General features: G+C 39.2%; 20 protein-coding genes and 1 pseudogene. 12 read left to right on the forward strand and 9 right to left on the reverse strand.

All coding sequences use genetic code 11. The features are described 5' to 3' along the window. Window positions 1-86 precede the first annotated feature (86 nt). The gene (locus EGT34_RS12350) at window positions 87-587 is read left to right on the forward strand and encodes a DUF2726 domain-containing protein (protein WP_000291523.1); all 501 of its coding nucleotides are present in this window, start codon (window positions 87-89) and stop codon (window positions 585-587) included. A gap of 146 nt (window positions 588-733) precedes the next feature. Here the strand turns inward: EGT34_RS12350 and EGT34_RS12355 are convergent, their stop codons facing one another. After that, on the reverse strand, window positions 734-1,087 hold the full coding sequence (locus EGT34_RS12355) for a RidA family protein (RefSeq protein ID WP_000216805.1): 354 nt from the start codon (window positions 1,085-1,087) through the stop codon (window positions 734-736). Between the two features lie 199 nt (window positions 1,088-1,286). On the opposite strand from EGT34_RS12355, the pseudogene EGT34_RS21265 reads away from it, so the two are divergent. Further along, a pseudogene (locus EGT34_RS21265) lies at window positions 1,287-1,349 on the forward strand (hypothetical protein); the annotation flags it as partial. A gap of 58 nt (window positions 1,350-1,407) precedes the next feature. On the opposite strand, the gene dinB reads toward EGT34_RS21265, so the two are convergent. The 4 genes from dinB to EGT34_RS12375 all read right to left on the reverse strand — a co-directional run bounded on the left by dinB (window position 1,408) and on the right by EGT34_RS12375 (window position 5,524). Further along, a complete protein-coding gene (gene dinB, locus EGT34_RS12360) occupies window positions 1,408-2,463 on the reverse strand; it encodes a DNA polymerase IV (protein WP_001226140.1) in 1,056 nt (351 codons plus the stop codon). A 1-nt stretch (window position 2,464) separates the two neighbouring features. Next, a complete protein-coding gene (locus EGT34_RS12365; protein WP_000163499.1) occupies window positions 2,465-3,223 on the reverse strand; it encodes a GH25 family lysozyme in 759 nt (252 codons plus the stop codon). A 77-nt stretch (window positions 3,224-3,300) separates the two neighbouring features. Beyond that, the gene (mdtD, locus tag EGT34_RS12370; RefSeq protein ID WP_000994609.1) at window positions 3,301-4,692 is read right to left on the reverse strand and encodes a multidrug transporter subunit MdtD; all 1,392 of its coding nucleotides are present in this window, start codon (window positions 4,690-4,692) and stop codon (window positions 3,301-3,303) included. 208 nt (window positions 4,693-4,900) lie between these two features. Continuing rightward, window positions 4,901-5,524: a TIGR00730 family Rossman fold protein gene (locus tag EGT34_RS12375; RefSeq protein WP_001089658.1), complete on the reverse strand. Its 624-nt coding sequence runs from the start codon at window positions 5,522-5,524 to the stop codon at window positions 4,901-4,903. 326 nt (window positions 5,525-5,850) lie between these two features. Between EGT34_RS12375 and EGT34_RS12380 the strand changes: the two genes are divergently transcribed. The 6 genes from EGT34_RS12380 to EGT34_RS12405 all read left to right on the forward strand — a co-directional run bounded on the left by EGT34_RS12380 (window position 5,851) and on the right by EGT34_RS12405 (window position 14,424). Beyond that, window positions 5,851-7,443: a TerC family protein gene (locus EGT34_RS12380; protein ID WP_000575778.1), complete on the forward strand. Its 1,593-nt coding sequence runs from the start codon at window positions 5,851-5,853 to the stop codon at window positions 7,441-7,443. A 71-nt stretch (window positions 7,444-7,514) separates the two neighbouring features. Then, window positions 7,515-7,982: a YchJ family protein gene (locus EGT34_RS12385; protein WP_000194004.1), complete on the forward strand. Its 468-nt coding sequence runs from the start codon at window positions 7,515-7,517 to the stop codon at window positions 7,980-7,982. Between the two features lie 45 nt (window positions 7,983-8,027). Further along, the gene (locus EGT34_RS12390; RefSeq protein WP_000927792.1) at window positions 8,028-8,672 is read left to right on the forward strand and encodes a trimeric intracellular cation channel family protein; all 645 of its coding nucleotides are present in this window, start codon (window positions 8,028-8,030) and stop codon (window positions 8,670-8,672) included. A gap of 82 nt (window positions 8,673-8,754) precedes the next feature. Continuing rightward, the gene (locus tag EGT34_RS12395; protein WP_000366687.1) at window positions 8,755-10,074 is read left to right on the forward strand and encodes an MFS transporter; all 1,320 of its coding nucleotides are present in this window, start codon (window positions 8,755-8,757) and stop codon (window positions 10,072-10,074) included. A 153-nt stretch (window positions 10,075-10,227) separates the two neighbouring features. Beyond that, a complete protein-coding gene (parC, locus tag EGT34_RS12400; RefSeq protein WP_000202252.1) occupies window positions 10,228-12,447 on the forward strand; it encodes a DNA topoisomerase IV subunit A in 2,220 nt (739 codons plus the stop codon). A 297-nt stretch (window positions 12,448-12,744) separates the two neighbouring features. Further along, the gene (locus EGT34_RS12405; RefSeq protein ID WP_000411994.1) at window positions 12,745-14,424 is read left to right on the forward strand and encodes a long-chain-fatty-acid--CoA ligase; all 1,680 of its coding nucleotides are present in this window, start codon (window positions 12,745-12,747) and stop codon (window positions 14,422-14,424) included. A 38-nt stretch (window positions 14,425-14,462) separates the two neighbouring features. Here the strand turns inward: EGT34_RS12405 and EGT34_RS12410 are convergent, their stop codons facing one another. Further along, entirely contained in the window at window positions 14,463-14,846 is a 384-nt protein-coding gene (locus EGT34_RS12410) for a hypothetical protein (RefSeq protein WP_001187001.1), read from the reverse strand. Window positions 14,847-14,952: 106 nt separating this feature from the next. On the opposite strand from EGT34_RS12410, the gene EGT34_RS12415 reads away from it, so the two are divergent. Both EGT34_RS12415 and ppa read left to right on the forward strand, forming a co-directional pair. After that, window positions 14,953-15,351 carry an MAPEG family protein gene (locus EGT34_RS12415; RefSeq protein ID WP_000546045.1) on the forward strand — a complete coding sequence of 133 codons (399 nt, stop codon included), beginning with the start codon at window positions 14,953-14,955 and terminating at the stop codon, window positions 15,349-15,351. A 127-nt stretch (window positions 15,352-15,478) separates the two neighbouring features. Continuing rightward, a complete protein-coding gene (gene ppa / locus EGT34_RS12420; protein ID WP_000122443.1) occupies window positions 15,479-16,006 on the forward strand; it encodes an inorganic diphosphatase in 528 nt (175 codons plus the stop codon). A 106-nt stretch (window positions 16,007-16,112) separates the two neighbouring features. Here the strand turns inward: ppa and EGT34_RS12425 are convergent, their stop codons facing one another. After that, window positions 16,113-17,429: an OprD family outer membrane porin gene (locus EGT34_RS12425; RefSeq protein WP_000910009.1), complete on the reverse strand. Its 1,317-nt coding sequence runs from the start codon at window positions 17,427-17,429 to the stop codon at window positions 16,113-16,115. A gap of 697 nt (window positions 17,430-18,126) precedes the next feature. On the opposite strand from EGT34_RS12425, the gene EGT34_RS21270 reads away from it, so the two are divergent. Beyond that, complete coding sequence (locus tag EGT34_RS21270; protein WP_002009550.1) at window positions 18,127-18,297, forward strand: hypothetical protein; 171 nt, start codon at window positions 18,127-18,129, stop codon at window positions 18,295-18,297. A 56-nt stretch (window positions 18,298-18,353) separates the two neighbouring features. Beyond that, entirely contained in the window at window positions 18,354-19,166 is an 813-nt protein-coding gene (locus EGT34_RS12430; RefSeq protein ID WP_000975212.1) for a TorF family putative porin, read from the forward strand. A gap of 42 nt (window positions 19,167-19,208) precedes the next feature. Here EGT34_RS12430 and EGT34_RS12435 read toward each other — a convergent pair whose 3' ends face one another. Together EGT34_RS12435 and EGT34_RS12440 are read right to left on the reverse strand one after the other, a co-directional pair. Further along, window positions 19,209-20,087 (reverse strand): dihydrodipicolinate synthase family protein, encoded by an 879-nt coding sequence (locus EGT34_RS12435; RefSeq protein ID WP_000772980.1) that lies wholly within the window; start codon window positions 20,085-20,087, stop codon window positions 19,209-19,211. A 15-nt stretch (window positions 20,088-20,102) separates the two neighbouring features. Beyond that, window positions 20,103-20,879: an aldolase gene (locus tag EGT34_RS12440; protein WP_000845034.1), complete on the reverse strand. Its 777-nt coding sequence runs from the start codon at window positions 20,877-20,879 to the stop codon at window positions 20,103-20,105. Window positions 20,880-20,955: the final 76 nt, after the last annotated feature.

The following is a 20,955-nucleotide window of genomic DNA, read 5'->3' on the forward strand; positions in this document are numbered from 1 at the left end:
ACCTTTTAAAGAACGGCTGTGTCGTTATCAATTAAAACAAAGCGTGATCTAGCAAAATCATTATAAAAAACTTAAAGGATGGACCCATGTACTATTTAATTACAATCTTATTACTATTTTTGACCGTTATTATGGCGGCGAAAAGCCTCTCAAGAAAGCATCAACAAGACAGTGCTTTAAAGCGCCGTGCCGTGTTAAGTAGTCATGAACAAATGACATTAACTCGTTTACAGACAGTATTGCCTAAATTTACTGTGTTAGCTCATGTTTCATTTGATGCATTATTAACAACGAAATATGCTCACACTCGTCGCAAATATCAAAATATGACAGCTGACTTTGTTGTGCTTGATCAAAATTATCAAGTTGTTGTAGTGGTTATGCTTGAAGAAAGTGGTTTACGCCGAGCACATCAACAATATGAGCGCCGTTTATTACAGCTTGCGGGCTATCGTGTATTAAGTTACAGCACTGTGCCAGATTATCATGAGTTAAGAAGAGACTTATTGACCCCTGAATCAGAGATGGCAACTTTACATGCAACGCCTCAGCTAGAAAGAATTTCAAATGCTTTTGTAAAGTCTTAAAAATTAGGTCTTACAGTGATTTAATTTTAAGCCTCATTAAATAAGATTTTAAAAAATGCTGATATTATCAACTTTAAAAGTATAAAAACTGAGCAATATCGATCATGATCTTGCTCAGTTTTTTTATTAATTAAAATTAATAAGAATTAAGGAAGTACCGCAACAACGGTCATTTCTACAAGTACATCAGGTGCATAAAGTTTAGATTCAACACAAGTACGAGCAGGTGGATGCTCTTTGCTAATCCATGCATCCCATACTGTATTCATGGCTGCATAGTCCTTATCAATATCCTTTAGAAAAATCATGACAGACAGGATATGACTTTTGTCGGTTCCGGCTTCAGCAAGTAAGCGATCAATATTGTCCAAAGTTTGTTGAGTTTGCGCTGTAATATCCACACTGGTGTCATCAGCGAGCTGCCCTGCTAAATGGACTAAATTACCTGAAATCGCCACTTCACAATATCTTGAAGTTACGTGTAAGCGTTTTACCGTCATAAAAATGCTCTAAAGTGTCTTTATTGAATAGTTCGATTTTATGAAGAGTTCGTAGGCAGGTGCAAGCAAGTGCAAAAGAATTTCAGTAGATTATTGTTGTGATTTATAAGAACGGGCAAGCTCCATGTACTTTAAGTGCCCTGTAATATTCGGATTTGGTCGTCACGCCAATCACAGGACGATATGCCGAAAGTAAAGGTTGCTTTGGCATGTTGCAAATACATGGGTAATGAATATGCGCTGATTAGATTACTTCAAACTTTAAGCAAAAGGGAACTGTTTTTGTTTAAAACTTGTTCTTTTGTATAAAAAAACAACACTTACCATAAGGACAACTGAAAGTCGTCAGCTTTAGTTTGTAATTGATAAACTCCAATACCAATCAGCCGAAATTGGAAGTTTTCGGGAATATGCATCTCATTTAAAAGTAAGAATAAAACTTGAATCAGGTCTTGTTGAGAATGAATTGGGTTTTTAAAACTTTTACTGTGTTGCAAAGTCTGGAAATTCTTAAGTTTGAGCTTAATATTTACGCCTCGGGCATTCAGTTGCTTTTTCTCTAAACTTTGCCAGACTTTTTCGGCTAGACCATGCCAGTAGGGTTGGCACTGGGCTAAAGTAAAGTCACTATCAAATGTGGTTTCTTTCGAAATTTGCTGTCGGGCACGTTCAGCTTGTACGGGCCGGTTATCGATGCCTTGAGCATATAAATAAAGCTGTTGGCCATATTTACCGAAGTGGTGAACTAAAACAGCTTCTTCAATTTTTTGTAAGTCGCCTAGTGTATGCAATTCAAGCTGTTGGAGTTTTTCTTGAGTAACTTTGCCTACTCCTGGAATTTTCTTTAAGGGTAAGTCCTGAATAAAACTGGCTACTTGAGAAGGTTTTATAACAAACAGGCCATTCGGTTTATTCCAGTCGGACGCAACTTTTGCCAAGAATTTATTAGGTGCTATACCAGCCGAGGCTGTCAGTCCGGTTTGCCTGAAAATATCTTCCCGAATATGCATAGCTACTTCGGTCGCACTCGCGATTTGTTTTAAATTTTCAGTGACATCAAGATACGCTTCATCTAAAGATAAAGGTTCAATAAGAGTGGTGTATTGTTGAAATATACTATGAATTTGAGCCGAGATGGCACGATATTTTTCAAAATTCGGCTCAATAATAACAACTTGAGGGCATAGTTTTCTTGCTTGGCTCATGGACATGGCAGAGCGTAAGCCAAACTCACGGGCAGGATAAGAAGCAGCTGCAATTACGGCGCGTGGGTGATGTGATGAAATAACTACTGGGAGATGCCTTAGATCAGGACGCTCTCGCAATTCGACCGATGCATAAAAGGCATCCATATCGATATGAATGATTTTGCGCATATTATTGTGCTTTCACGATGCCTTGCTGCTGTAAAAATTGGTGCCATTCTTTGACTGAACCTTCATAAACATTTAAGTCTACTGGCTTGGTCATGCCTTCAATTTTACCTTGATTACTATGCTGCCAAAAGAGCCATTTTCGCTTGTCTTTCAGCTCAGGTTTCCCTTCGTAATCTCTGACCCAAAGAGGAGTATTAGGGAAACTACCTATTAATACAATGTGGTAAAAAGTTTTGGAAATATAAAAGATAGGCTGTTTACCATAATGATGCTTTAAGCTGTCATGCATGATGCCTATTTCTTTAAGTAATTGTTCTTTAGTATGCGCATTAATACAGTTGCTGTCATATTCCAGATCAATAACGGGAGGAAGGGCATCAGCTTTGTTGGGTACGGTTGAAATAAAATTTTCAGCTTGTGTTTTACCATCACGACATAAACGATAAAAATGATAAGCCCCGACATGAAAGCCATGTTCGCGTGCTTTTAACCAGTTTTCTTGAAATTTTGGATCTTTATAATCACCGCCTTCAGTCGCTTTTAAATAGACGAACTGAAATTTTTTGGGTGATATTTTTTTCCAGTTAATATTTTCTTGATGGTGAGAGACATCAAAGCCTTGAACTGGGTAATCTTGAGCAATAGCTTTTTGCTGGTAGAACAGACCGAAGTAGGTGAGAACCCCCATAACACAAGCTAAAACAATCCCAATGAGGGTATTGTAGCGTGGTGCAGAAAAGGTTTTTGCCAGCTTGGTCATGCAAAACTCAGTATTAATATGAAGTTCACATCATAGCGTGATTCGCGAGCGAGAAACCACGCTAAAAATGCAACTGCTTACACAGGCGTATTTTTGGGAATTTGCCAAAAGATCAGTGCGGTAATGATATTAATACAACCTAAACAAATGAGGGTGACATGGAAGGCAGTTGTCACATGTGTTGTACCATAGTAATCGGTAAATACATTAATGAGGGTACCTGCCAGTGCAACACCAATACTCATTGAAAGCATCATAATCATTGATAAGAAACTATTACCGCTACTTGCATCTTGTTGAGGCAAATCTTTTAAGGTGAGCGTATTCATTCCCACAAATTGTAATGAGTTTAATGTACCAAATAAGAAAAAGTGTACGGCTCTAAACCAAGTTGGGGTGTCGACAGTCATAATAGCAAAAGATGCAATACATAGGCCCACTAAGGTTGTGTTAATTAACAGAAAGCGGCGATAACCCATTTTCTGAATAATCGGTCTAACAATCGGCTTGGAGAAAAGTGACCCTAACACTAACGGAATCATCATTAATCCCGCAATGAATGGCTCAAAACCAAAAGCGACCTGTAGCATGAGCGGTAAAACAAAAGGTAAGGCATTACCACCAAAGCGGGCAAAGAAATTACCTAAAATACCAATCGCGTAAATCTTGTTTCTGAAGAGTCGGCTACGGAACAATGCGTTTTGATGGGTATGTGAATGGTAGGCATACCAAAGGGTTGCGACTACCCCGACCACTAATAAAGAAATACTAAACCATTTGGAATACTCAGGTGAGGCAAGATGTTCAATACCCAAAGACCAGCCAATCATTGCGACGACTAAGAGCACAAACCCAATAAGGTCAAATGTTTTAACGGTAGGCTCTTTTACATTTGGCATGACCTTTAATGTCATTAATATGCCCAATACTCCCATTGGAATATTAATAAGAAAGATCCAATGCCACGTTGCAACTTCAACGAGCCAACCACCTAGTGTTGGACCAGCTAAAGGGCCTAGTAAACCTGCCAGACTCATGAGACTCATGGCTGCCAAAAATTGAGTTCGGGGAATAATTTTTAAAAGTGATAAACGACCAACAGGGAGTAATAACGCACCCCCAACACCCTGAATGACACGGAAAAATAAAAGCTGATTTAGGCTTTGAGAAAGACCACAACCTAAGGAAGCAAGCGTGAAAATTATGATTGCTGATAAAAACGTATTTCTAACACCAAAACGGTCAGCCAACCATCCACTTAAAGGAATACAGGCCGCTACAGATAAAACATAAGCCACCACTACGCTATGCATACGTAATGGATCTTCATTTAAATGGTGTGCCATTGCAGGAATGGCAGTATTTACAATTGTTGTATCTAATGCCTGCATAAAAAAGCCAATGGAAACCAAAAGAACCAATAGGCGATATTCGGGTTGCAAGGCTTGATGGGTTGGCGTGGCATTCATAACATTTGAAAATTAACGTTTTCGCCTAGTGTAAAACAAATTGAATTTAAAAAAAGTAAGTCAATGTTGAATAAACGCTTTGTAAGTTTAACTTCTATTATTTAGAGCAACTATATAACCGGACTTTCAAGTGAATGATTATAAAATGAGTATAAATAGATAAAATAAAAAAAGCGGAAGAATCCGCTTTTTTGTTGAGGTAGAGAGCTTAAACAACAAATCTCTTTGGCATTTTTAAGTTTTTAATGACGTTATAAATTTGGTCGATTTCTTCACATACAATTAATTTAGCTCGATGCTGAAGAGGAAGGAAACCTTCTTGTACAGCATGGTCTAACTGAGCAATTAACGCATTATAAAAACCATTTACATTATATAAAATCATGGGTTTTTGGTGCTGGTTGAGTTGACCCCAAGTCGCAATCTCCAAAATTTCTTCGAATGTTCCTAAACCGCCAGGTAGCGCGATAAAAGCACTCGCGCGCTCTGCCATCATGGCTTTACGCTCATGCATGGTTTCTACCACATGCAACTCGGTCAGTCCTGCATGCGCCACTTCATAATCAAGCATAAATTCAGGAATGACCCCTACAGCTTCTCCACCATGTGCAAGTACACTTTCTGCGACTTGTCCCATTAAACCAATACTGGCACCGCCGTAGACCAAACCAAAACCTTGTTCAGCAATTCCGCTGGCTAACTCAATTGCCTTTTCGCGATAAATCGGGTTATTTCCTGCTCGTGAGCCACAATATAATGCAATAAGAGGTTGTGTTGTTTTTACAGATGTTATTGGTGAATCATTTACTGCCATTGTTAATACGCTATTCATTGCTTTATTTTCACCTTATCACGTTCATATTTCTTGTCTACACTAAGCAAAAAATATGACAACTTTATAAGCAGTTTTATAGGAAAGATTCATGTTTTGTATGGGTTTGGTGAATACATATAATGATCAAATAAAAATGATGAATTTATGTTAAATCTTGCCTATACTGAAAATTCGTTTAACAACATATGAACAAATATGGGTAGTGGTTGTAGTCGCTCCGTTTTAATTTCTTGTCCTAAAAAAACATTATTCCCCCTTTGTCTAGGCATGCCTTTTGCGTTGCCCAATAAAGATAAAATCCACCCAGCACAGGAGCAGGATCAATGATCTTTGAATGGATGTCTGATCCGTCTGCTTGGGTAGGCCTAGCGACATTAATTGTTCTTGAAATCGTACTAGGGATCGATAACCTCGTCTTTATTGCCATTTTGGCTGAAAAGTTGCCACCAGAACAACGTACTAAGGCACGTATAGTGGGTTTAATACTCGCTTTGGGAATGCGTCTTATCCTCTTAGCTTCAATTGCTTGGGTCGTGACACTCACCCAACCACTTTTCCATATTTTTAGCCATCCATTCTCTGGCCGCGATTTGATTTTATTGTTCGGTGGTGTGTTCTTGCTCTTTAAAGGCACCATGGAATTGCATGAGCGGATGGAAGGTAAACAACTTCATAAAGAAGATAATCCTGTTCATGCTGCGTTCTGGATGGTCATCGTTCAGATTGTTGTACTTGATGCCGTATTCTCATTAGACAGCGTAATTACTGCTGTAGGTATGGTGAAAGAGCTGTCAGTCATGATGGTTGCTGTTGTGATTGCTGTGGGTATTATGCTGTGGGCTTCAAGACCCCTCATGGACTTTGTCAATAAACACCCAACAGTGGTTATTCTATGTCTTGGCTTCTTGATGATGATTGGTTTTTCTTTGGTGGTGGAAGGTTTTGGTTTCCATATTCCGAAGGGTTATTTATATGCTGCGATTGGTTTCTCGATTTTAGTCGAAATGATCAACCAAACCATGCGTCGCAACCAAGAGAAGCTAGTGACTACTACAGATTTACGTTATCGCACAGCTTCTGCGGTTTTACGTATGTTAGGCAGTAAAAATAGCGGTTCTACTTCAGACGCTCAAACGGCTGATAAAGAAGATGTATTGGCAACTCAAGCTTTTGCTGATGAAGTCTTTGATGAAGAAAATGGCGCTTACCATAGTGTGCTTGTACAAGGTGTACTTGGTTTATCTGAACGTCCAGTAAAGTCAGTGATGACACCAAGACCTGAGCTTGAATGGATTGATTTAGACGAAGAACCAGAAGTTTTAAAAGAACGTTTAATGTCGATGACACATTCACGTTTAATTGTTGCTCGTGGTGAACTTGATAATATTGAAGGTATTGCGCTTACACATAAAGTTTTAAATGGCTTTATTGAAACAGGCGTTATCGATTTTCAAAAGCACTTACGTGAGCCAGTTATTGTGCATGAAAATGCTCAAGTGCTTATGGTGATGGAGCAATTACGTCAGGCTCCTTTACAAATGGCGATTGTTCTAAATGAATATGGTTCAATTGAAGGTATTGCCACACCAATTGATATTTTAGAAGCAATTGCGGGTGAGTTCCCTGATGAAGACGAACTAGATGCAGCAGCAGAAAGTTTGGAAGACGGTTCGTTAATACTTGAGGGTTCAACCGATATTCGCCATGTATCGCTTTTACTTGGTCGTGACTTAGTTGATGAAAGCGAACAATATTCTACTTTATCGGGTTATTTGTTATTCCATTTAGGTCGTTTACCTGAAAATGGTGAAACTGTTGAAGCGGATGGTTATCGCTTTGAAGTTGTAACCATGGAAGGCCATAAAATCGAGAAAGTTCATATTGTTTCTATCGAACAGGATGAATCGAAAGATTAAATTGCGTGTCAGATTTAGAAACATCATAAAATAGCTCAACTTTGAGCTATTTTTTATTTGAGAAGTACCAAATGACCCAACAAACTTGTCCATGCGGAAAAGGCAGCTATGCAGAATGTTGTGAACCTTTACATTTAGGCACAACAAAAGCACTCACCGCAGAGCAGCTTATGCGTTCACGTTATAGTGCATTTGCATTGCAGCAAATTGATTATATTGTGCAAACGACGGCTTTAGGTCAGCAAACTGCTCTTGATAAAGAGGCTATTGCGGAATGGAGCAAACAAAATCAATGGTTGGGTTTAGAGGTGGTTAACGCCAACGAAAAATTAGATAAAACCCATGCACAGGTAGAGTTCAAGGCCCATTATCATGATGGTAAAAGCGCTCAAATTCATCATGAAGTTTCACATTTTGTATTTCATCAGCAACAATGGTTTTTCCTTGATCCGACGGTCGATATGCAGGTCACCATGAAACAACCTTGTATATGTGGTTCAGGAAAAAAATTTAAGCAATGCTGTGCACAATTCCTATAACTTTATCTTAAAATACGCCCACCGTTTGGCCTGAGGGAAAGGGCAATGTTACTCACCGTTATTTATATTATTGCGATTACTGCCGAAGCCATGACTGGTGCATTGTCTGCTGGGCGACGGAGTATGGACTGGTTCGGTGTTGTACTAATTGCCTGTGTGACGGCCTTGGGTGGTGGCTCTGTGCGTGATGTACTACTTGGACACTATCCTTTAACGTGGGTAAAACATCCTGAATATTTAGTTTTAACGTGTTGTGCTGCATTTGTTACCATCGTTATTGCTAAATGGATGCGTCATTTACATAACATTTTCTTGGTGCTCGATGCTTTAGGTCTAATTGGGTTTACGATCATTGGTTGTCAGATTGCCTTACAGATGGGGCATGGTTTTGTCGTGTCGGCTGTAGCAGGCGTTTTAACGGGAGTTTCGGGTGGTATTTTACGTGACATCTTATGTAACGATGTCCCGTTTGTTTTCCGCCGTGAGCTGTATGCGAGTATTTCTTTTGTTGCAGTTATTTGTTATTGGGTCTGTCTAGACTTAGGTTTGAGTTTAGAACTTACCGTTATTTCAACCTTAGTATTTGGTTTTACGCTTCGTTTAATTGCCATTTATTTTGGTTTGGAAATGCCTAAATTTATTTATAAAGATGATGATGCAGAGTCGGCTTCTTCAACCGACGAACATTAATCATGCAGAATTTCATGTGGGCATGATATAACAATTCTATATATGGTCTTGTCCACTTATTCTTTCCAGTAGAGTTAATCCTATGGATCTGGTTTCACGTATACAAAATCTTCCAATTGGCAAATTTCACTACACGCTTTTATGGGTAGTGGGTTTAGGCTGGATGTTTGATGCGATGGATACCGGCATTATCGCTTTTATTATGACAACCCTTGTTAAAGACTGGTCATTAACACCAGTTGAAAGCGGTTGGATTGTCAGTATTGGCTTTGTAGGCATGGCTATAGGTGCAGTTTGTTCTGGTGCCTTGGCAGATCGTTTTGGCCGTAAAACTGTATTTGCGATGACAATGGCAATTTATAGTATTGCGACTGCGTTATGTGCTTTTGCCCCTGATCTAAAGTGGCTATTAATTTTTCGGTTTATTGTTGGGTTGGGGCTAGGTGGTCAATTACCTGTAGCAGTCACGCTGGTCAGTGAGTATGTGCCTGCTCATGTTCGTGGAAGATTTATCGTTCTACTTGAAAGTTTTTGGGGATTAGGCTGGTTGGTTGCTGCGCTCATTTCTTATTTTATTATTCCTAAATTTGGTTGGCATATTGCCTTTCTTATAGGCGGTCTTCCACTTATTTATATTTTAGTGATTTGGAAAAAAGTTCCTGAGTCGATACCGTATTTGATTAACCGTGGTCGTATTGAAGAAGCGCATGCACTGGTACAAAAACTAGAAGCCGAAGCATGTGTGCAAATTGTTCACCATATTGAAGTCGTGCCTGTGGCGATGCGACAAAAAGTTTCATTTAAACAGCTCTGGAGTGGTCAATTTGCTCGTAGAAGTTTAATGCTCTGGCTAATCTGGTTTGGCATTGTGTATTCCTATTACGGCATCTTTACGTGGTTGCCGAGTTTATTGGTGAAACAAGGCTATGACATTGTCAAATCATTTGAATATGTATTGCTTATGATTTTGGCGCAGTTACCGGGCTACTTGGCGGCTGCTTGGTTTGTCGAGCGTTTAGGTCGAAAAATTACACTTGCCGCATTTATCGGTTTTTGTGCTTTGTCGGCATATTTCTTTGGACAAGCCGACAGTGTAAATAGCATTATGTTCTGGGGCTGTCTCATGTCATTCTTTAATTTGGGTGCATGGGGAGTGTTATATACCTATACACCAGAACAATATCCGGCCAATATTCGGGCTTTCGGGTCAGGCTGGGCATCGGCAATGGGGCGTATCGGTGGAATTGTCGCGCCAATGGTCGTGACACATATGATGGTTGCTAAAAACGGCTTTAATCACGTTTTTATGATGTTTACTGTGGTTTTACTTGCCGTAGCTTTAGTGATTTTGATATTAGGTGAAGAGACTCAAGGTAAAAGGCTAGAGTCAATTGGGCTATAGTTTTTGCCTAACTTTATAGCAAGTAACTAAAAATATAGAGAGATAAGACACAATTTGACGCTCAGGTGACAGAGTCCCCCTTGTGTCTGTAACATAGCCCACTTAGCATAATACACACTTAAAATAACGACTGATTTGGAAGATAAGCTGACTATGACCAGCCTTGCGCATCATGCGACAGAAAACCGCTCTGTAGCCGAATTTACTGAACAGGCTTACTTGAATTATGCCATGTACGTCATTATGGACCGTGCATTGCCGCATATCAGTGATGGCTTAAAGCCCGTACAGCGCCGTATTGTCTATGCTATGAGCGAGCTAGGCTTAAAAAGCAGTGGCAAGCCAAAAAAATCAGCGCGTACAGTGGGTGATGTACTTGGTAAATACCACCCACATGGTGACTTGGCATGTTATGAAGCCATGGTACTCATGGCTCAGCCATTTAGTTACCGCTATCCTTTAATCGAAGGTCAGGGGAACTGGGGTTCACCAGATGATCCTAAATCTTTTGCTGCGATGCGTTATACCGAAGCCAAACTCTCGGCTTATAGTGAATTATTGCTGAGCGAATTAGGTCAGGGCACTAGCGAATGGCAAGATAACTTTGATGGTTCTTTAAAAGAACCGATCACTTTACCTGCACGTGTACCTAATATTCTTCTTAATGGTACGACAGGTATTGCTGTCGGGATGGCAACTGATATCCCGCCACATAATTTGCGTGAAGTTGTAAAAGGCACAATTGCTTTAATCCGTAATCCGCAAACCTCGGACGAAAAATTAGCTGAATATATTCCGGCTCCGGATTTACCAACCAAAGCTGAAATTATTACCCCGCCAGAAGAATTACTCAAAATCCAGACCACTGGTCGTGGTAGTTACCGTATGCGAGCGGTATATACCATTGAGAAAAATGAAATCGTAATTACTGAGCTGCCATATCAAGTCTCTGGTTCTAAGGTAATTACTCAAATTGCTGACCAGATGCAGGCTAAAAAGCTGCCATTAGTCGTTGATGTGCGTGATGAATCGGATCATGAAAACCCGACACGACTCGTGATTGTACTGCGCTCTAACCGTATTGATGCGGAAGCAGTAATGAGTCACTTATTTGCGACCACCGATTTAGAATCAAGCTATCGTGTCAATTTAAACATGATTGGCGAAGATGGCCGTCCTCAGGTGAAATCAATTCGTCGTATTTTGCTTGAATGGATCGAGATCCGTAAAAAAACGGTAACTCGTCGTTTGCAGTACCATTTAAACCGTATTGAAAAGCGCCTGCATATTTTGGCAGGTCTTTTAATTGCTTATCTCGATATTGATACAGTCATTCGTATTATTCGTGAAGAAGACCAGCCTAAGCCAGTCTTGATGGAACACTTTAATATTGATGAGATACAGGCCGAGGCGATTTTAGAGCTTAAATTACGTCATTTGGCAAAGCTTGAAGAGATGGAAATTCGTCATGAACAAGATGAGCTTTCCGCGAAAGCTGCCATTATTCGTGAACAACTCGAAAATCCTGAATCTTTAAAAAATTTGATTATTGGCGAATTAAAAGAAGATGCGAAAAAGTTCGGTGATGAGCGCCGTTCTCCAATTGTTGCACGTGCTGAAGCGGTTCAAATTAAAGAACAGGATTTAATGCCAGCTGAAACGGTAACAGTCGTGTTGTCTGAAGCAGGCTGGGTTCGTGCGGCAAAAGGTGCGGATGTGGATGCTGAAAATCTGAACTACCGTGCTGGGGACCAATATTTAAGTCATGCTGTCGGGAAAACCAATCAGCGAGTTTACTTCCTTGATGAAACAGGGCGCAGCTATGCCTTGCCAATTAGTAACTTACCTTCAGCGAGAGGCTTGGGGGATCCATTAAGTTCTAAATTATCACCAGCAAGTGGCGTATCGTTTATTCAGGTTTATTTAGATGATGATGAGTCTGAGTTGATTGCTGCAAGTTCGGCAGGTTATGGTTTTAAAACGCAAACCAAGCAATTAGATACCAATGCGAAAGCCGGTAAGACATTCTTAACGGTTCCGGATAAGGCAAAGGCTTTACCACTTATTTCTGCCCAAAACATGACGCATTTGGCTGTACTGAGCTCAGCAGGGCGTTTGTTAATTTTAGATTTGGCAGAACTACCAAATTTAAATAAAGGTAAAGGTAATAAGTTGATACAACTTGAAGGCAAAGAGCAAATTTTATCCATGACAACCCTGAACTTAGATGAAATAATTCAGGTGGTTGCAGGTCAACAACATCTCAAATTAAAAGGTGATGATCTACAAAAATACATGGGTAAACGTGCTTCGAAAGGTCAGCTCTTACCACGTGGATATCAAAAAGCAAATAAACTGTTGATTCAGAGATAAAGCTAGCGTCTGGCAACATAAATACGCTATATATGGCAACATGTTCAAGCAATGAACTGAACTTGTTGGTATTGAATAATGATTAAAAGGGCAGCAATTTGGAGTACGTAATTTGTACTCCATGCAAAAAATTTGGCAGGCTTAAATTGTCAAAACTTCTGTCTCATAATCTTGTTCAAAAGTGTCATGAATGTGCCAATAAGTTTTAAATATGTTCTGGCACCAAGAAGCTAAAGAATAGCTGGGGCATTGAATAACAGTTATTACTAAGGATTACGAATCGGAGATAATGGCATTATGGAAAAGATTTGGTTTGCAGAATACCAAAAGACAGGGATTCCAGAAACAGTAGCATTGCCTGCAGAAAATACCTCACTTGTTGATATTTTTGAGCGTAATTTCCAAAAATTTGGTTCTCGTGATGCCTTTATCTTTATGGATAAAGCCATGTCATTTAACGAGTTGGAGCTTGCAAGCCGTAAGTTCGCGACCTATTTGCAAAATTTGGGGTTAGCAAAAGGTACGCGTGTGGCAGTAATGATGCCAAACGTGCTGCAGTATCCTGTAGTGGCATTGGCAGTCTTACGTGCAGGCTTGGTTTTAGTGAATGTTAACCCACTATATACTGCGCGTGAACTTGAGCATCAGTTAAATGACTCAGGTGCAGAAGTGCTCGTTATTATCGAGAACTTTGCAAGTGTTTACCAAAGCATTTTGGGTAAAACTCCAGTGAAGCATGTAGTTGTTGCTTCTGTCGGAGATATGCTAGGTACACTGAAAGGTACTTTGGTGAACTTTGTTTTACGTAAAGTCCGTAAACAAATTCCAAATTGGAATATTCCTGGCCATGTTAAATTTAACAGTGCATTAAATAAAGAAAATCCAAGCAATTATAAACGCCCGACTTTAACTTTAAGTGATACTGCTGTGCTTCAATATACCGGTGGTACAACGGGTGTTTCAAAAGGTGCTGAGCTGACTCACCGCAATTTGGTTGCCAACCTTTTACAGTGTGATGGTATTTTCCAAAGCAAATTCGGTGCAAACGATGGTGCTAAAGGCGATCGTATTGTTTGTGCATTGCCGCTTTACCATATTTTTGCGTTCATGGTTTGTGCGATGTACGGTATGTACAAAGGACAGGCAAATATCTTAATTCCGAACCCGCGTGACTTACCGGCTGTGATTAAGGAATTACGTAAATATCAACCTTCTTTCTTCCCTGCAGTAAATACATTATTTAATGCCTTGGTGAATAATGAAGAGTTCAAGCAACTTGACCATAGCAACTTAAAAATGGCGATGGGCGGTGGTATGGCAGTTTTGCCATCTACAGCAGAAGCTTGGAAGAAAATTACTGGTACCACCATTATTGAAGGTTATGGCTTATCAGAAACTTCACCAGTTGCAACTGCAAATCCACCTGCATCTACTGAATTTAGTGGCACCATTGGTATTCCATTACCGTTAACTGAGGTTGCAATTTTAGATGATGACGGAAAAGAAGTACCTTTGGGTGAACAAGGGGAAATCTCAATTCGTGGTCCTCAAGTAATGAAAGGCTATTGGAACCGTCCAGATGAGACTGCTAAAGTCATGACAGCAGATGGTTTCTTCCGTACCGGTGATATTGGTGTAATGGACAGCCGTGGATACGTCAAAATTGTAGACCGTAAAAAAGATATGATTTTGGTTTCTGGCTTTAACGTTTACCCAAGTGAAATTGAAGAAGTGATTGCTAAACATCCAAAAGTATTGGAAGTTGCTGCAATTGGTGTTCCAGATGAAAAATCAGGTGAAGTGCCAAAACTCTTTATTGTGAAAAAAGATCCAAGCTTAACTACAGAAGAAGTTTTGAACTTTGCTAAAGAAAACTTAACAGGCTATAAACGCCCTCGTTATGTTGAGTTTATGGATGAATTACCAAAATCAAATGTAGGCAAAATTTTACGTAAAGATTTACGTAAGCCTGCGTAATGATGAATAAAAAAGCGCCGTAAGGCGCTTTTTTTATTTTAATGGTTTTTCATAAACCAACGATCTACATAAGGACGACCAATTCCGACCATACCAACAAAAACTAACATGGTACCGAGCTGTAGACGTAAGTGAGTTACATCAAGTTGACCATAACTGAGGTAATTATCTACAAGACAATATATGGTAATCACAATGAGCCAGTGCCACAAAGGAAGTCTTTTTACACCCACAGCAATAAAGGTCACTGTTAAGATCACGAAGGTACCCAGTGTAGATTGCCAATTAAAATTCGCACAAATTACACTCAGTAAAAAAGCGACGATCGGTAATACAATTTTGAATATACGATCTACCTGAAGCTGGTTCTTCTTTTGCTTTTCTAAGACCTCGAACAATTCTTTTTGATCAGGTTGTTGCATACATAGCCCTATAAATCAGTGATGACATGCGGTTGCATAAAATTTCAGGTAAAAACGATGAGTTATGATAGCATGATCAACAGTATTTTCAGTGATGGATGGCACTATGCACGGCATCAGCAGCATTATCTATATTATTTTAGTGGCATGTTTGCTGCCATACGCATTTACCGTGATTGCAAAATTTACCGGTGGTTTTCAGCCCGTCGATAATCAGAACCCAAGAGACTTTCTTGCTAATACAAAGGGTATCGCTGCTCGGGCAAATGCAGTACAACAAAACAGTTTTGAAAGTTTACCTTTATTTTTAACAGCTATTTTGATGGCTGAATATATGGTGGTTCCTGAATACTTTATTTTAAGATTGGGCTGGGCCTATATTATTTTACGTGTGATTTATGGCATTTGTTACTTAAGCAATTGGGCAACTTTACGCTCTATTGTCTGGTTTTTATCATTGTTATGCCCAATATTCTTGTTGATCGTGACAATTAAGTTGACTTGAGTGTCATTCTGTCACCATTCATATCAACTTTCGCGTGTGCGCATTGTATAATCGGCATCATTTTGATGATATCCACGTTATAATCGAGTGGATTTTACATCTGACTTCATAACGAAAGAGTATTGATATGAGTTACAGCAATATCCCAGCAGGTAAAGATGCACCAAATGACATCTATGTCATCATTGAAATTCCTGCAAATGCAGCGCCAATTAAATATGAAATTGACAAAGATTCTGATGCATTGTTTGTAGACCGTTTCATGGGTACAGCAATGTTCTATCCAGCAAACTACGGTTATGTACCAAATACTTTGTCTGAAGATGGTGATCCATTAGACGTACTTGTTGTAACTCCACATCCTGTTGCTGCCGGTTCTGTAATTCGTTGCCGCCCAGTGGGCAAATTAAACATGGAAGATGACGGTGGTATCGACGCGAAATTAATCGCTGTTCCACACGAAAAATTATCTCCGCTTTACAAAGATGTTCAGGAATATACAGATCTTCCTCCATTGTTGATTAGCCAAGTTGAGCATTTCTTCAGCCACTATAAAGATTTAGAACCAGGCAAATGGGTGAAAATCAGCGGTTGGGAAGGTGCTGACGTTGCTAAAGCGGAAGTATTGAAAGCAATCGAAGCTGCTAAAAAATAAGCTCTAATTTTTAAGCCTAGAGTGTCGCAATTGATATTCTGGGCTTAATAAAAAACCTACCTGTGTGACCAGAGGTAGGTTTTTTTATGCTTGATAAATCTGTGAATTAGAATAATTTCACAGGAATATCTAAGAAAATACGCCATTCATTGGTATCACCGATGTAAGCGCCTTGGTAAGCATCACTTGCACGGTAGTAAGAGTTACGAATACGAAGGCTTGCATCTTTAGCAAAACCACTTTGAACTGTGTATTTCACTTGGTTAAAGAATTCGCGTTCTTGAGCATCATCAGTTACATTTCTAACCTTGATGTCCCAACCATATACAAATGCAGTGGTCCAGTTTAAACCAGGTAATACGCCTAACTTGCCAAAATCAACATTGTATTGAATTTGAGCAGATTTCTCGTGGTTACCGATGAAATCAGACATATAAGAGTTTGGCAAATAAATACTTTGGAAACCATCAGCATTTTGGCCATAGTCGTAACCAACATTACCAGTGTTTTGTTGATATGCTAACATCACACTATGTGGACCAGTCGCATAAGTTCCTGAAATAGCCCAAATATTATTGGTCTTTTCTTCGCCAGCTATACCATCTGCAGCATAATTTGGTGCTACAGTTCCAGTTGCTGAATAAGTGTGTGCATTTGCATCAAACTTAGTATGGTATCCACTAAAATCATAAGTTAATGAACTGTCATTTGCTAAAGGTTGTTTAAAGTTAACATTAGCATAATGGCGTTCAAGAGCATTTTTGCTGTCTAAGCCATAATAAGATGCATTTAAGTTATCATTAAACTTATATTTAGCACCCCAAACAATTGCACGGTCAAGACCTCTGCCAGAAGCATCCGCATCGGTATTGATTTGGTCAGACATTTGGTCTTTAGTAAATTTACCAGCAACAACCTCAAGGTTCTTGATTTCATGGCTAGTTAATAAAGTACCTGTGAAGTATTCAGGAACCATACGTCCTGTATTACTTGCAAGGACTGGTAAGTCGAGTACTTGAGTACCGTAACGTACTGTTGTATTTGAGAAACGTGCTTTTACGCTGCCACCACCACGAGCCCAGTGGTCGTAAGCTGAACCATCGTTGTGTTTTGGAATCATTTGGTTTCCAGCGTTTTTGTTTTCGCCAATTTTAAATGATCCGTCACCAACAACGCCTACACCGAAACCAACGATACCAGGGGTAAAGCCAGATTCGATACTTACAATTGCTGATTGAGCAACTGAGCTGGTATCTTTCGCGCCCTGTTTTTTGTCACGAGTTAGATAACCTGTACGGAAGAGAATAGAACCGTTCGCATCTTCAACAAATCCTTTTGCCTCACTTTGCTCGCTTGCCTGAGCTGAGGAAATTATTGCCGCAGAAATGAGAACTGCTAATGTAAGTTTTTGTGCTTTTAGCATATTTAAAGAACCTCATAAAAACGATAAATCCTGTGCCTTGTTATTGTTCAGGGCCTAGGATTTCCATCAATTGTATAAGTAATCTATAAAAAAGATATATTTTTGTTCATTTTATTTTATATATGCTATGCAGGATTTGATTAATGTGGTAGGGGAGTTTAACTGAATTTATTTTTAAATTTTTATAGTTAATTTATTGTTTAAAATGAAAAAAGTAATTTATTTTTTAGTTGAATTTTACCATTTTTTCTTATGTGAAAATTTTAAAAATACTTGATTTTTGTGTTCAATTTTTACTCTTTTTTGTTTGATATGTTTACTTTTTAATCTCTTCTTAAGCAATTTTCTTGAGCAATTTCTAGTAATCTCACTCTATATTGTTACTTTATAACATTTTTGTATCAAAAAATTGTTTAAAACAGAGACGAAAGCAACGTCAGAAAACCCCTAGACTCTATCGATCAAATTTAGTGCGATAATTTGCATGAAATTTGTGCAATTTATTTTTTATTTATATTTTCGTGTGGAAAAAGCCCAAAATGGTTCATAAATAAAAATAAGGGTTAAATAAAGAGGCTCTGTACTAATAAATTTATGGAGTTTTTATCTCTTTATATAGAAATGAAATAGAGACTTTACGCTCTACCATTCAATACTACCGATCTCGGCTTGTTTATTTCCGATAAGGTGTTTTCTCATGTTTTCTTTATATTTTACGCAAACAAAATGTTCATACTTTATTGTTATATATAAAAATAATTATTTAAGAGATTTTTATTTTTCGCGTTATATAAGTTTTTTAGTCTCTAAATTAATGAAGTGTAGCGATACCAAATATGAACTTGGCACAGCAATTGCTAAAGCTTAAGTAACAAAATTTGTTTAAGTCATATAAATCGTGCGTTCATTGTGGGGGAGATCAAAATGATGAAGTTTGCACTTAAAGCAGTAACATTCGGCGTACTCACGGCAGGTTCAACCATGGTTATGGCTGAAGATGCTCCATCTTTTTACGGCATCACCGCAACTGGTAGTGTGGCTGCTACTACAGATTATCGCTTCCGTGGTATTACGCAGTCTTCAAATAATCCAGCTATTCAAGGTGGCTTCACTTTCTCTCATAAGTCAGGTGCTTATGTTGCGCTTTGGGGGTCAAGCGTAGACTTTAATACACCTGGTGTTTCAACTGAAACTGATATCTCGTTAGGTTATACCAACACCTTAAAACTGTCAGATACACTTGCACCGACTTATGATGTTGGTGTGATCCGTTATGGTTACATTGGCTCTGACTCAAAATTCACTAATCCATACAATGGTGACACTGGTTTTGACTTTACCGAGTTTTACGGAAAATTAACGTTTGCAGATTCTTTATTTAAAGGTGATGCCCTTAGTGTCGGCGTGAATTATTCTAATGATTACTGGGGCCACTCTGACGAGTTCTGGTATTTTAACGTAGGTTATTCGGCACCAATTGCAGACACAGGATTTACTGGACTTGCTTCAGTTGGTTATAACAAGCTTAAAAACAAAGATTCTTTACTGGTAGTTGCAGGTGGACCAGGTGAAGATGATAGCTATATTGATTATAAAGTCGGCGTAAACTATAACATCTTGGGTATTGTTGCTGAGCTAGATGTTGTCGGTACAGATATTAGTACTTCTGGCATGACTGATGCTCAGAAAAAACCTTATGACACAGGTTTAGTGTTTAGTTTAACTAAAACATTCTAAGTTGGGGTTTTAAAAAAGCGGGTCAATAAACCCGCTTTTTTATTAGTTTTCTATTTCAGAAAGTAGTTGTTTTAACTGGTTAAGCTCAATATCCGTGGCTTTGGTCAACGGCTTGCGTGGTGCTCCTGCAGCGACACCTTTTAGTTGTAAACCTGCTTTAATCGTTTTAGGCAGACCACCACTTACAATAAAGCGTAATAGAGGAAGCTGCTGATAAAATGACTTCTGGGCTTGTTCCAATTCACCATTTTTTACATATTCAATGAGCTGTTGAGGTCCTTGACCTAACAGATTGGGTGCTGCTGTACACCAACCGCTTGCTCCTGCGCATAAAGCTTCTAAAGCTAGAGGGTTACAGCCGTTATAAAACGGAAGTTCACCTTTTGATAGCTCATAAATTTTATGCATGCGCTGAATATCGCCGCTGCTTTCTTTTACCATCATAATATTTGCAATGTTGTTAAACATGCGCACGATTAATTCAGGAGACATATCAACACCACTGGTCGCGGGGTTGTTATAAATCATAATTGGTAGAGTAGTTTCTTGGGCAATTGCTTGATAATATTCAAAAATCTCTTGGTCTGTTAGCTTCCAATAAGATACAGGAATCACCATAAGTGCATCTGCACCATAGCTTTGCGCGACTTGGGCTTTTTTGATGGCTTGATCAGTGGTGAGTTCTGAAATCCCAATAATGACAGGTACGCGGTTATTAATGCTTTCAATTGAAGTTTTCGCGACTAAGCACCATTCATCCCATTCAAGATAAGCGCTTTCACCTGTACTGCCTAAAGGTGCAATCGCGTCGCAGCCATTTGCAATAAGCAAATCCAGCATTTGTTTTAGAACAGGAAGATTAATGGTGTTGTCATCAGAAAAGGGCGTAACAGGGTAGCCAATAATGCCGTTTAATTTCATGGTCGAGGTCTCTTTTTAAATACAGTCAGAATGTTTTTTCAAAGCTTTACGTGCGTAGTAAGCAAAGTTCACTTTGTTGCGTTTATCGGTAGACACCCAATCATGGGCTTCTGCTGCCAAAGCGTGGGGGATAGGCTGGATTTGTCCGGCAGACATGGCTAGCAGTTGCAGTTGAGCTGCACGTTCAATTAAAAGCGCCAAGTTGCAGGCTTCTTCAATGGTTTTTCCTGTGACCAATTGACCATGATGAGACAACAAAACAGCGCGGTTTTTACCCAGAGCAGAAGAAATCAAAATACCTTCTTCATTACCTACAGGAACTCCCGGCCAATGACCTACAAATGAGCAGTCTTCGTAAAGTGCGCAAACGTCCATTTGGGAAATCATAAGCGGAATCTGTAGCATCGACAGGGCCGCTACATAGGTAGGATGCGTATGGATAATACAGTTCACCTCTGGGTGTTCTTTATAAATCCATGTGTGGAAACGGTTGGCTGGGTTTGCCATGCCTTCTTGATTGATGGGTTCTAAGTCCTGATTCACCTCAAGCAAGTTTGAAGCAGTAATTTCATCAAAACCTAAACCGAAACGTTGAGTAATAAAGGTTTCTTTATTTTCACTACGGCATGTAATTTGACCCGCTAACCCAGCGTCATGCCCATGATCAAATAAAATACGGCAAGTCAGTGCAAGCTTTTGACGGTCTGTTAAATCTAAGTCGCTCATCCACTTTTGCATGTCTTGCTGTGCGTGTTGCATCAAGTCGTGTTTGTTTACAGAAGCAGTCTTCATCTCTTCTCCAGTCCAGTTGACCAAATTAAGTAGGTGAAGGCAGAATAGAAAATAGCTGGATGGATCAATACATCCA

Origin of the sequence: Acinetobacter sp. FDAARGOS_558 (assembly GCF_003937785.1) — a bacterium.
Classification (GTDB): domain Bacteria; phylum Pseudomonadota; class Gammaproteobacteria; order Pseudomonadales; family Moraxellaceae; genus Acinetobacter; species Acinetobacter baumannii.

What these genes read in the sequence shown, in the direction of transcription:
- EGT34_RS12365 (WP_000163499.1), bottom strand. Translation starts at nt 3,223, where the DNA reads ATGACCAAGCTGGCAAAAACCTTTTCTGCACCACGCTACAATACCCTC.
- EGT34_RS12410 (WP_001187001.1), bottom strand. Translation starts at nt 14,846, where the DNA reads ATGCAACAACCTGATCAAAAAGAATTGTTCGAGGTCTTAGAAAAGCAA.
- EGT34_RS12425 (WP_000910009.1), bottom strand. Translation starts at nt 17,429, where the DNA reads ATGCTAAAAGCACAAAAACTTACATTAGCAGTTCTCATTTCTGCGGCA.
- ppa (WP_000122443.1), top strand. Translation starts at nt 15,479, where the DNA reads ATGAGTTACAGCAATATCCCAGCAGGTAAAGATGCACCAAATGACATC.
- dinB (WP_001226140.1), bottom strand. Translation starts at nt 2,463, where the DNA reads ATGCGCAAAATCATTCATATCGATATGGATGCCTTTTATGCATCGGTC.
- EGT34_RS12430 (WP_000975212.1), top strand. Translation starts at nt 18,354, where the DNA reads ATGATGAAGTTTGCACTTAAAGCAGTAACATTCGGCGTACTCACGGCA.
- EGT34_RS12355 (WP_000216805.1), bottom strand. Translation starts at nt 1,087, where the DNA reads ATGACGGTAAAACGCTTACACGTAACTTCAAGATATTGTGAAGTGGCG.
- EGT34_RS12395 (WP_000366687.1), top strand. Translation starts at nt 8,755, where the DNA reads ATGGATCTGGTTTCACGTATACAAAATCTTCCAATTGGCAAATTTCAC.
- EGT34_RS12440 (WP_000845034.1), bottom strand. Translation starts at nt 20,879, where the DNA reads ATGAAGACTGCTTCTGTAAACAAACACGACTTGATGCAACACGCACAG.
- EGT34_RS21270 (WP_002009550.1), top strand. Translation starts at nt 18,127, where the DNA reads ATGTTTTCTTTATATTTTACGCAAACAAAATGTTCATACTTTATTGTT.
- EGT34_RS12380 (WP_000575778.1), top strand. Translation starts at nt 5,851, where the DNA reads ATGATCTTTGAATGGATGTCTGATCCGTCTGCTTGGGTAGGCCTAGCG.
- mdtD (WP_000994609.1), bottom strand. Translation starts at nt 4,692, where the DNA reads ATGAATGCCACGCCAACCCATCAAGCCTTGCAACCCGAATATCGCCTA.
- EGT34_RS12350 (WP_000291523.1), top strand. Translation starts at nt 87, where the DNA reads ATGTACTATTTAATTACAATCTTATTACTATTTTTGACCGTTATTATG.
- EGT34_RS12375 (WP_001089658.1), bottom strand. Translation starts at nt 5,524, where the DNA reads ATGAATAGCGTATTAACAATGGCAGTAAATGATTCACCAATAACATCT.
- EGT34_RS12415 (WP_000546045.1), top strand. Translation starts at nt 14,953, where the DNA reads ATGCACGGCATCAGCAGCATTATCTATATTATTTTAGTGGCATGTTTG.
- EGT34_RS12435 (WP_000772980.1), bottom strand. Translation starts at nt 20,087, where the DNA reads ATGAAATTAAACGGCATTATTGGCTACCCTGTTACGCCCTTTTCTGAT.
- EGT34_RS12385 (WP_000194004.1), top strand. Translation starts at nt 7,515, where the DNA reads ATGACCCAACAAACTTGTCCATGCGGAAAAGGCAGCTATGCAGAATGT.
- parC (WP_000202252.1), top strand. Translation starts at nt 10,228, where the DNA reads ATGACCAGCCTTGCGCATCATGCGACAGAAAACCGCTCTGTAGCCGAA.
- EGT34_RS12390 (WP_000927792.1), top strand. Translation starts at nt 8,028, where the DNA reads ATGTTACTCACCGTTATTTATATTATTGCGATTACTGCCGAAGCCATG.
- EGT34_RS12405 (WP_000411994.1), top strand. Translation starts at nt 12,745, where the DNA reads ATGGAAAAGATTTGGTTTGCAGAATACCAAAAGACAGGGATTCCAGAA.